Annotated in this window: 9 protein-coding genes; all 9 read right to left on the bottom strand. The window is 52.2% G+C overall.

Annotated features, from left to right (window positions below; all coding sequences use genetic code 11):
- Positions 1-2,365 (bottom strand): DNA polymerase III subunit alpha (dnaE, locus tag FDW87_RS08370; RefSeq protein ID WP_252363078.1); only part of this gene is annotated, 2,365 nt, incomplete at its 3' end.
- A 24-nt stretch (positions 2,366-2,389) separates the two neighbouring features.
- Positions 2,390-2,986, bottom strand: coding sequence for a ribonuclease HII (gene rnhB / locus FDW87_RS08365; RefSeq protein ID WP_019078405.1), 597 nt, complete (start codon positions 2,984-2,986; stop codon positions 2,390-2,392).
- Positions 2,983-4,131, bottom strand: a complete 1,149-nt coding sequence (gene lpxB, locus FDW87_RS08360) for a lipid-A-disaccharide synthase (protein WP_003829168.1) — start codon at positions 4,129-4,131, stop codon at positions 2,983-2,985. Before lpxB ends, rnhB begins: the two co-directional genes overlap by 4 nt.
- Entirely contained in the window at positions 4,131-4,919 is a 789-nt protein-coding gene (lpxA, locus tag FDW87_RS08355) for an acyl-ACP--UDP-N-acetylglucosamine O-acyltransferase (RefSeq protein WP_003018525.1), read from the bottom strand. The genes lpxB and lpxA overlap by 1 nt, the downstream gene beginning before the upstream one ends.
- A gap of 3 nt (positions 4,920-4,922) precedes the next feature.
- Positions 4,923-5,378: a 3-hydroxyacyl-ACP dehydratase FabZ gene (fabZ, locus tag FDW87_RS08350; RefSeq protein ID WP_003018528.1), complete on the bottom strand. Its 456-nt coding sequence runs from the start codon at positions 5,376-5,378 to the stop codon at positions 4,923-4,925.
- 103 nt (positions 5,379-5,481) lie between these two features.
- Positions 5,482-6,507 (bottom strand): UDP-3-O-(3-hydroxymyristoyl)glucosamine N-acyltransferase, encoded by a 1,026-nt coding sequence (lpxD, locus tag FDW87_RS08345; RefSeq protein ID WP_003018531.1) that lies wholly within the window; start codon positions 6,505-6,507, stop codon positions 5,482-5,484.
- A gap of 3 nt (positions 6,508-6,510) precedes the next feature.
- Positions 6,511-6,996, bottom strand: a complete 486-nt coding sequence (gene skp, locus FDW87_RS08340; protein WP_016151765.1) for a molecular chaperone Skp — start codon at positions 6,994-6,996, stop codon at positions 6,511-6,513.
- A 122-nt stretch (positions 6,997-7,118) separates the two neighbouring features.
- Positions 7,119-9,533, bottom strand: coding sequence for an outer membrane protein assembly factor BamA (bamA, locus tag FDW87_RS08335; RefSeq protein ID WP_016151764.1), 2,415 nt, complete (start codon positions 9,531-9,533; stop codon positions 7,119-7,121).
- A 29-nt stretch (positions 9,534-9,562) separates the two neighbouring features.
- Positions 9,563-10,915, bottom strand: a complete 1,353-nt coding sequence (gene rseP, locus FDW87_RS08330; protein ID WP_016151763.1) for a sigma E protease regulator RseP — start codon at positions 10,913-10,915, stop codon at positions 9,563-9,565.
- Between the last annotated feature and the right edge of the window lie 5 nt (positions 10,916-10,920).

Genomic DNA, 10,920 nt, shown 5'->3' with positions numbered 1-10,920 from the left:
CGGTCATTACCGCCGCCATAAACTCGGCGGGGTAATGCGCCTTCAGCCATAGCGTCTGGTAAGAGACCAGCGCATAGGCAGCGGAGTGCGATTTGTTAAATCCGTAACCGGCGAATTTCTCCACCAGGTCAAAGATTTTCATCGCCAGTTCGCCGTCGACGCCGCGCTTTTTCGCCCCTTCTTCAAAGGTGCCGCGCTGCTTAGCCATCTCTTCCGGCTTTTTCTTACCCATCGCACGACGCAACATGTCCGCACCGCCAAGGGTATATCCGGACAGCTCCTGGGCAATCTGCATAACCTGTTCCTGATACAGGATAATGCCGTAGGTCGGCTCCAGTACCGGTTTCAGACACTCATGCTGCCATTGTACGTCCGGGTAGGAAATCTCTTCGCGACCATGCTTACGGTCGATAAAGTTATCTACCATCCCCGACTGTAGCGGACCTGGACGGAACAGGGCCACCAGGGCGATCATATCTTCGAAGCAGTCAGGCTGCAGACGTTTGATAAGATCTTTCATGCCGCGGGATTCTAGCTGGAAGACCGCCGTGGTCTCCGAGCGTTGCAGCATGTCGAAGCTTTTCTTGTCATCCAGCGGGATAGCGGCGATATCCAGCGGCGGCTCGCCGTTCTTTTCACGGCGCGCGTTAATCATTTCCAGCGCCCAGTTGATGATGGTGAGCGTACGCAGGCCGAGGAAGTCGAACTTCACAAGGCCGGCATATTCCACGTCGTTCTTATCAAACTGAGTAACCGGGTGCAGCCCCTGTTCATCGCAGTACAGCGGCGCAAAATCGGTAATTTTGGTCGGCGCGATAACTACACCACCGGCGTGTTTACCGGCGTTACGCGTGACGCCTTCCAGCTTACGCGCCATATCGATCAGCGCTTTAACCTCTTCATCTGCCTCATAGATTTCCGGCAGTTGGGGTTCGGCTTCAAAGGCTTTTGCCAGCGTCATGCCAGGATCGGGTGGCACCAGTTTCGAAATACGGTCAACGAAGCCGTACGGGTGTCCCAGCACGCGCCCCACGTCACGGATAACCGCTTTGGCCGCCATCGTACCGAAGGTAATAATCTGCGAAACAGCATCACGACCGTACATTTCCGCCACGTGTTCAATTACCCGGTCGCGTTTCTCCATACAGAAGTCAACGTCGAAGTCGGGCATTGAGACACGTTCCGGGTTCAGGAATCGTTCGAACAGCAGGTCAAATTCCAGCGGATCCAGGTCGGTAATTTTCAGCGCATAGGCGACAAGCGAGCCGGCACCGGAACCACGTCCAGGGCCTACCGGTACGCCGTTATCTTTCGACCACTGGATAAATTCCATCACGATCAGGAAGTAGCCAGGGAATCCCATCTGGTTGATAACTTTAAGTTCAACTTCCAGACGTTCGTCATAAGGCGGGCGCTTCTGGGCGCGAACTTCAGGGTCCGGGAACAAAAACGCCAGACGCTCTTCCAGACCTTCGCGCGATTTCGCCACGAGGAAATCCTCGGTGGTCATATCACCGGTCGGGAACTGTGGCAGGAAATACTCACCCAGACGTACCGTCACGTTACAGCGCTTAGCTATCTCAACGGTGTTTTGCAGCGCTTCCGGAATATCGGAAAACAGCTCACACATCTCATCTTCGCTACGCATGTACTGCTGCGGCGAATAATTACGCGGGCGTTTCGGGTCGTCAAGGGTGAACCCGTCATGGATTGCCACGCGGATTTCATGCGCGTCAAAATCACCGGTTTCAAGGAAACGAACATCGTTGGTCGCCACCACCGGAAGACCACGCCTTTCCGCCAGTTCTACCGCTGCATGCAGATAATTTTCTTCATCTTGCCTGCCGGTGCGGATAAGCTCGAGGAAGTAACAATTTGGAAAATGTTCTTCGTAAAACGCTACGCACTCATCAACCAGCGCGCTATTACCGCGCAGCAGGCTGCGCCCGACGTCGCCCATGCGGCCGCCGGAGAGCAAAATCAAACCTTCTTTTAACTCGGCCAGCCAATCCCGGTCGATGACCGGCCCTTCTGCGCCATAACCACGCTGATAGGCTTTCGATATCAACAACGTCAGGTTCTGATAGCCGGTATTGTTTGCGGCCAGCACGGTGAGCTGCGTGAGTTCATCGCCCAGCAGCTCGCTACGGACATGAAAATCTGCGCCAACTATTGGCTTGATACCCGCACCGTGACCCGCTCCGTAAAACTTCACCAGACCACACAGGTTGGTAAAATCGGTGATCGCCAGCGCAGGCATGCCTAACGCGGCCGCCTTTTTCACCAGCGGCCCGGTTTTCGCCAGCCCATCGATCATGGAGTAGTCGCTGTGCACCCGCAGGTGGACGAAACGAGGTTCAGACATCTTCAGATTCCTTCGACACAAGAATCAGGACGTGAGTCCCAGTGCGCGTTTGACGGGGCCAAAACTACGGCGATGGTGCTCTGTTGCGCCATGCATTGCCAACTTTTCCAGATGAAAAGCGGTTGGATAGCCTTTGTGCTGTGCAAAGCCATACTGCGGGAACACCGTATCCAGGGCCGCCATTTCAGCATCACGAGTGACTTTTGCCAGTATCGACGCCGCGCTAATCTCCGCCACACGGCTATCACCTTTTACCACCGCCAGCGATGGCACCGGTAATGCCGGGCAACGATTGCCGTCGATCAGTACGTATTCCGGCGCTATATGCAGACCCGCAACCGCACGCTGCATGGCCAGCATTGTGGCATGTAAAATATTCAACTCGTCGATTTCATGTGGTTCCGCACGCCCCAAGCTCCAGCTTAACGCTTTTTCTTTAATCTCATCGAATAGCGCCAGGCGACGTTTTTCCGACAGTTTTTTTGAGTCGTTAAGACCGATAATAGGGCGAGCCGGATCCAGAATGACGGCGGCAGTGACGACCGCGCCGACCAAAGGACCACGTCCAACTTCATCTACACCCGCCACTAAATGCGTATGCGGATATACAAATTCAATCATTGCGCTAACTCCAGGACCGCATCCGCCGCCTGCTCATCAGCGTTGCAACGGATCTGCTGATGCAGTTCACGGAATGTGTCGTGCATCGCATGGCTGGTTTTGCCATTCGCCAGCAACGGCAACAGCGCTTGCGACAGCGCCTGCGGTTCGCACTCTTCCTGCAACAGCTCTTTAACCAGTTCTCTTCCCGCCAGCAGGTTAGGTAGCGAAACGTAATCGGTCTTCACCAGACGCTTCGCCAGCCAGAAGGTGAAAGGTTTCATACGATAGCCAACCACCATCGGGCATTTTGCCAGCATACATTCCAGCGCAGCGGTGCCGGAAGCCAGCAGTGCGGCATCGCTGGCAACCATCGCTTCACGTCCCATCCCATTAAGCAGATGTACGGAAAGCTCCGGCGCAACTTCAGCTTTAATGCGCTCAAACTGCTCGCGACGTTTGGCATTCACCAACGGCACTACCACTTCGAGATCTGGATAATGCTGGCGTAACAACTGCGCCGTTTTCAGAAAATCGGCGCTGAGCATCTCCACTTCTGCGCCACGGCTTCCTGGCAATAGCGCCAGGCAGTGAGCGTCATGGGGAATACCCAGAACATCGCGAGCCGCGTTTTTATCCGGGTCCAACGGCATGGCATCTGCCATGGTATGACCGATAAAGCGGCACGGGACGTTAAATTTGTCATAAAACGCTTTTTCGAAAGGCAGAAAGGCCAGCACCATATTGGTGGATCTGCCTATTTTGAAAACGCGTTTCTGTCGCCAGGCCCACACAGAGGGGCTGACGTAATGAATGGTTTTAATGCCCTGCTTTTTCAAATTCCCTTCGAGGGTAATATTGAAATCAGGCGCATCAATACCGACGAAAACATCCGGCTTTAAGTCGGTAAATCGGCGAGTGAGATCGGCGCGAATATGCAGTAACCGGCGCAGGCGTCCGAGCACTTCAACAATGCCCATTACCGCCAGCTCTTCCATTTCGTACCAGGCTTCACAGCCTTCGGCCTGCATCAGCGGACCCGCCACGCCAACAAAACGCGCATTGGGAACGCGAGCCTTGAGTGCACGAATTAACCCTGCACCAAGAATATCGCCGGAGGTTTCTCCGGCGACGAGGGCAATCGTTAAAGGACGCTGCTCAGTCATTAACGAATCAGACCACGCGTTGAGCGCTCAAAGAAGTCGCTGAAAGCCTGAACTTCAGGGTACTGTTTCGCCAGTTCCGCGATTTCCGGTTTCACTTCTTCCAGCGTTTTACCGCTACGGTACAACGCTTTGTAGGCATTACGAATCGCGGTAATCGCTTCGCGGGTGAATCCACGACGCTTCAGACCTTCGATATTGACGCCAAATGGCGTTGCGTGGTTGCCCTGGGCGATAACGTATGGAGGCACGTCCTGAGCAACGCCAGAACAGCCACCAACCATCACATGCGCGCCGATGATGCAGAACTGATGCACCGCAGTCATGCCGCCGATGATAACAAAATCATCCAGCGATACATGCCCGGCAAGCGTGGCGTTATTCGCCAGAATACAGCGGTTGCCTACCGTACAATCATGCGCGACGTGCGCATTAATCATCAGTAAGTTATCGCTGCCCACCTTCGTCACTCCACCGCCCTGCACTGTGCCACGATGAATGGTGACGCTTTCGCGGATGCGGTTGCGATCGCCAATTTCCACGCGGGTCGGTTCGCCAGCATATTTCAGATCCTGGTTAACTTCACCGATGGAGGCAAACTGATAGATCTCGTTATCGCGACCAATTTTTGTATGGCCATTCACGACAACGTGAGACTTCAGTACGGTACCCTCACCAATTTCAACATGGGGTCCAACAATACAAAATGGGCCAATGTGAGCGTTAGCGCCAATGCTGGCGCCTTCTTCCACAATGGCAGTTGGGTGAATAAAGGCGGATTTATCAATCACGTATCAGGCCTCCCGGCTACGGGCACACATCATCGTTGCTTCGCACACAACTTTACCGTCGACCAGCGCAACCCCTTTAAAACGGGTCAGGCCGCGGCGCGTTTTCTCGAAAGTCACTTCCATGATCATCTGATCGCCTGGCACGACAGGACGCTTAAAGCGCGCTTCGTCAATACCCGCAAAATAGTACAGTTCACCTGGTTCCAGTTTCCCTACGCTTTTAAACGCGAGGATACCGGTGGCCTGCGCCATTGCTTCCAGAATCAGTACGCCTGGGAAAATAGGTTTACCCGGGAAGTGGCCCTGGAAGAAAGGCTCGTTAACAGATACATTTTTCACTGCGCGCAGAAAGCGACCTTCTTCAAAATCCAGCACGCGGTCAACCAGCAGAAACGGAAAACGGTGCGGCAGAAGTTCTAAAATCTCTTCAATATGCAGAGTATGAGTGTTAGTAGTCAAAATACTCTTCCTGTCAAAATATACTAAAAGGCAATAATAACACGGCCTGTCGCAATCGTATGAATGGGACAGGCCGAAAAGTCAGACATGCAAAAACGGTGCTTTAGTCTTGTTGATTAACCTTGCGCTCAATCGCTTTGAGACGCTTGCTCATATCATCAATATTCATCACCAGTGCAGCTGTTTTACGCCATACCTTATTGGGCTGTAGCGGAATGCCTGAGGAATAGACGCCAGGTTCGGTGATAGGACGCATCACCATACCCATGCCAGTAACCGTGACTTTATCGCATATTTCCATATGCCCATTGATCACGCTGGCGCCGCCAATCATGCAGTAACGGCCAATCTTCAGGCTACCCGCCATAATGACGCCACCGGCTACCGCCGTATTGTCGCCAATCACAACGTTATGCGCAATCTGGCACTGGTTATCAATGATAACACCATTACCGATCACAGTATCGTCCAGCGCACCACGGTCAATGGTGGTACAAGCGCCGATCTCGACGCGATCGCCGATAATCACGCGACCAAGCTGCGGGATCTTCACCCAGTTACCGCGATCGTTCGCGTAACCAAATCCATCAGATCCGACGACAGTGCTGGACTGGATCAGGCAATTCTCACCGATCTGAATGTCGTGGTAAATCGTCACATTCGCCCACAAGCGTGAACCTGCGCCGATTTTAGTATTTTTTCCGACGAAGCAGCCTGCGCCGATAACGACGTTATCGCCCAGTTCTACGCCAGACTCAATGACCGCATTTGCGCCCACAGAAACATTATTACCCAGCTTCGCCGTCGCATCGATCACTGCACTCGGTGCAATGTTTTGTGCGGGCTGCGGCGTGGTATCTAAGATTTGCGCCATACGTGCATAGGTCAGGTAGGGATTCTTCACTACCAGCGCAGCACTCTTAGCAAAAGGAAGATCGTCCTGCGTCATCACAACGGCAGAGGCCTGGCATACGCCTAAGTGTTCACGGTACTTAGGATTCACCATGAACGTGATATTGCCAGTTTGCGCAGATTGCATGGACGCTACGCCGGTGATGACGATATCGCCATCACCGTGTAATTCTGCATCCAACTGCTCTGCTAAATCAGCCAGTCGAATTGAAGGCATTACTTATTTAACCTGTTTCAGTACGTCAGCGGTGATGTCTTTTACATCGCTGCTGTTGTATGCAACGGTGTTTGCGTCAACAACCAGATCGATGCTCTGACTGTTAGCAACAGATTTCACAGCTGTCTGGATACGAGTAACCAGTTTGCCACGTTCTTCGTTGGAACGACGCGCACGATCCTGCTCAAAAGCCTGAGCTTTCTGAGAGAAAGTCTGACGCTGAGCCATGACGTCTTTTTCCAGCTTGGTACGATCGCTACCCGCTTTCATGGATTGCAGACGCTGCATTTTAGATTGCAGATCAGATTCCATACGCTGCAGTTCGCTGGCACGGCCTTTGAACTCGTTTTCCAGCGTAGCAGAAACGCCCGTCTTCTGTGCAACCTGTTGGAACAAGCTACCCATGTTGACGATTGCAATTTTGTCAGCAGCCTGTGCGGACGTTGCCATCGCTAAACCGAGACCTGCAGCTAATAACCACTTTTTCACAATTAACTCCTTACCATCCCATTTGCACCCGAAGGTACAGTTCTTTGCGTGGCCAGGCGATCCCATGCAAGATCGCCTAAAGTCATCGCTACACTACCACTACATTCCTTTGCGAAGAACAATTACCAGGTTTTACCAATGTTAAACTGGAACTGTTCCGCTTTGTCTCCATCGTACTTCTTGAACGGCTGGGCGTAGGAGAAAACCAACGGCCCCAATGGGGACATCCATTGTAAAGCGATACCCGCTGACATACGGATATTGTTCGGATCGCTGTAGTCCGGATAACCAGAGTACTTAGCTGAATCCCAGTTCGTATCCCAAACGGTACCCATATCCCAGAAGAACGAGGTACGGACCGAGTTGGCATACTTGTCGCTGATAAACGGCGTCGGGGTAATAAATTCCAGGCTGGCGACAGCCATGGCGTTACCGCCCACCGCATCATCCGATTTACACGGTGAAGTATTGGTGGCGTCACATTCGTTATCGTAATCGCTATCGTTGTTATAACGATTAGCCGGTAAATAGACAGCCTTTGGACCGATGGTGTTGGACTGGAAACCACGCACGGTGCTGGAACCACCCGCATAGAAGTTCTCGTAGAACGGCATCTCTTTGCTGCCGATGCCGTCACCATAGCCCCACTTCGTGCGACCCAGAACAACCCATTTGTGATCGTCATCGATCGGCACATAGGTAGCGGTATCCAACGTCGCTTTGTAGTATTCGTTGTCAGAACCCGGAATGGTTACTTTACCGTTCAGGTTGACACGCGTACCTTCCGTTGGGAAGTACCCACGGTCCAGCTTGTTATATGTCCACCCATAGTTGAAGGTGAAATCGTCTGATTTAAAGCTATCAGCGTCAGGATCCTTACCCATTGAAACCAGATAACGTTGCATTGCAACCTGTGGATCCATGTTAGACAAGGAGTTATGCACATAACCCACACCCGCACGTAAGGTGTTGTATTCGTTGATCGGGAAGCCGAGCGTTGCGTCAGTACCATAACTTTTGTTGGTATAGTCGGACAGGTCTGCATCATCCGCTTTAAAGTCATTGTAGAAAACGCGACCACCAAGGCTCACCCCATCAACGGTGAAATATGGGTTGGTGACAGACAACTCAGTATAGGTCTGATAGTCGTTTTTGGTGCCGTTGATGCCGACTGAATAACCGGTACCTAACCAGTTATCTTGCTGAACGCCAGCCTGGAAGCTCACGCCGCTTTCAGTACCGTAACCAACGCCGAAGTTAAAGCTACCGGTGTTACGCTCTTTAACCTTATAGACCACATCAACCTGATCCGGGCTACCCGGTACACGCTGAGTATCGGTATCGACAGTTTCAAAGTAACCCAGACGGTTCAGACGCTCTTTACCCTGATCGACCAGATCGCTACCCAACCAGGCACCTTCCATCTGGCGCATTTCGCGACGCAGAACGGAATCTTTAGAGGTGTCGTTACCTTCAAAACGAATCTTACGCACGTAGAAACGGTTACCTGCATCTACGTTTACGCGTAATTTAACGGTTTTGTCGGCGTCGTTGATTTCAGGTTGCGACTGTACGCGCGGATAGGCATAGCCATAGCGACCCAGAAGCTTCTTGATATCATCTTCCATTTTGGTCACTTTGGTGCCGTTATAGAGTTCGCCTGGCTCGATTTTGGTCAGGGTCTCAATTTCGGCGGAGTGCCCAGCCAGGTTACCGCTCACCTGTACCCCTGAAAGCTTGTATTGATCGCCTTCAGTGATGTTAACGGTAATGTAGATACCTTTTTTATCCGGCGTCAGGCTAACCTGGGTGGAATCGATATTGAAGCGAGCATAACCGCGATCCAGATAGTAGCTGCGCAAGGTTTCAAGATCGCCCGCCAGTTTCTGTTTCTGGTATTTACGATCGCCCACCACGTTCCACCACGGCACTTCATCACGCAGTTGGAAGTGAGAGATCAGTTCGTCGGTCGAGAAAGCATGGTTGCCGACGATATTGATCTGTTGGATCTTCGCCGAAACGCCTTCCTGGAAGACCAGCTTGAGGTCAACGCGGTTACGCGGCAACGGCGTTACCACCGCTTTCACACTGGCGCTGTACTTACCGACGCTATAGTAGAAATCTTCCAGCCCTTTTTCGATATCGGCTAGCGTAGTGCGATCCAGAGACTCGCCAACACGCACACCAGAAGCCTCGAGGTTTTGCTTGAGCATGTCATCTTTCACCGATTTGTTACCGGAGAAAGTGATGCTGGCAATCGTCGGACGTTCTTTTACCTGAACCAGAAGGGTATCACCATCGCGCAGGACGCGGACATCCTCAAAGTTACCGGTGGCGAACAGAGCACGAATGGTATTACTGATGTCTTCATCATTAACCGTGTCGCCTGTGCGCACCGGCATACTGAGGAGAGCCGCACCAACGGCGACTCGCTGTAGGCCTTCGAAATGAATGTCCTTCACTACGAACCCTTCAGCACCGTATACGGTGGCGCTGCTAAACAGCAGCGACGCTATGAGCAACTTTTTCATCGCCATCGTTATTATGCGTTCTTCCTAACACTCTCTTACAACCGAGAGAAATCATTGAAAAGTGCAAGCCCCATTAACAACACCAGCAAGATAGAGCCAATGCGATAACTAAAGTCTTGAACCCGCTCGGATACCGGACCGCCCTTCAGCTTTTCAATCGCCAGGAACAGCAGATGCCCCCCGTCAAGAACGGGCAACGGAAACAGGTTGATTATCCCTAAGTTCACGCTGATAAGCGCAAGGAACATCAGGTAATAAATAACCCCGAACTCCGCTGACATCCCAGCCCCCTGGGCGATAGAAATCGGCCCACTGAGGTTGTTCAGTTTTACATCACCGGTAATCAATTTTCCCAGCATACTGACCGTCAGCTTCATCAACTGCCACGTTTTATCCGAGGCTTCGAGGATGGCGCTGAATGGCCCATACTGGCGTACAGTCTTATACTCATCAGGCAGAGGAATAACTTTAGGCACCACGCCCGCAAAACCCTCTGCCTTCCCGTTAACCTGTTTTGAATCTGGGGTTAACGTTAAAGACAAGGAACTTCCTTGTCTTTCAATATCTAGCGCTAACGGCTTATCCGGATTATCGCGCACCAGCGTCACGAACGTCATCCATTGCGTCAGCGGCTGACCATTGACTTTAACGATCCTGTCGCCAGCTTGCAAACCCGCCTTACTTGCAGCGGAGTTTACCTGCACTTCTGACAGCACCGATTCAATCTGCGGACCGCGTGGGCGAATCCCTAAACTGGAAACAGGATCCTCTTTGTCTGGCTCAAATGCCCAATGGCGTAAATCCAGCGTTTTGTCCTGCCGCTGGTTGCTGCCAAACTGCGCCACGCTGAGAGTCGTATGTTCATCGCCAATTTTGGATACCAGTTGTAATCGCACGGCATCCCAATCAGGGGTTTCGATACCATCAACCGCTTTTAGTTCCGTACCCGGCTGAATTTGCGCCTGTGCGGCAATCGAGTTGGGTGTTATTTCACCAACAACCGGACGAACGCCAGGGACACCGATGATAAACACCAGCCAATACGCGAAAATAGCAAAAAGGAAGTTGGCAATCGGACCTGCGGCGATGATGGCTGCGCGTTGTCCAACCGTTTTATTGTTGAAAGCGTAATGGCGCAGCTCCGGTGCGACCGGTTCAGCGCGCTCATCCAGCATTTTGACGTAACCGCCGAGGGGAATCAGGGCGATGACGTATTCCGTACCTGATTTATCGGTACGCCGCCAAAGCGCTTTTCCAAAGCCAATGGAAAAGCGTTCGACGCGGACTCCGCAGCGCCGTGCAACCCAGAAATGACCAAATTCATGCACGGTGATAAGCACACCAAGTGCAACGATGAATGCAGCCAGATTCCAGAGAATACTCAGCATAAGAC

It is taken from the genome of Citrobacter sp. wls826, from assembly GCF_005281245.1.
Taxonomy (GTDB): Bacteria; Pseudomonadota; Gammaproteobacteria; order Enterobacterales; family Enterobacteriaceae; genus Citrobacter; species Citrobacter braakii.
Note: the sequence above shows the minus strand (reverse complement) of the source record. Positions and strands in the feature narration are given on the sequence as shown.

Excerpts from the sequence above, each read along its gene's own strand:
- lpxB (WP_003829168.1), bottom strand. The coding sequence starts at position 4,131 with ATGACTGAGCAGCGTCCTTTAACGATTGCCCTCGTCGCCGGAGAAACC.
- rnhB (WP_019078405.1), bottom strand. The coding sequence starts at position 2,986 with ATGATTGAATTTGTATATCCGCATACGCATTTAGTGGCGGGTGTAGAT.
- lpxD (WP_003018531.1), bottom strand. The coding sequence starts at position 6,507 with ATGCCTTCAATTCGACTGGCTGATTTAGCAGAGCAGTTGGATGCAGAA.
- bamA (WP_016151764.1), bottom strand. The coding sequence starts at position 9,533 with ATGGCGATGAAAAAGTTGCTCATAGCGTCGCTGCTGTTTAGCAGCGCC.
- rseP (WP_016151763.1), bottom strand. The coding sequence starts at position 10,915 with ATGCTGAGTATTCTCTGGAATCTGGCTGCATTCATCGTTGCACTTGGT.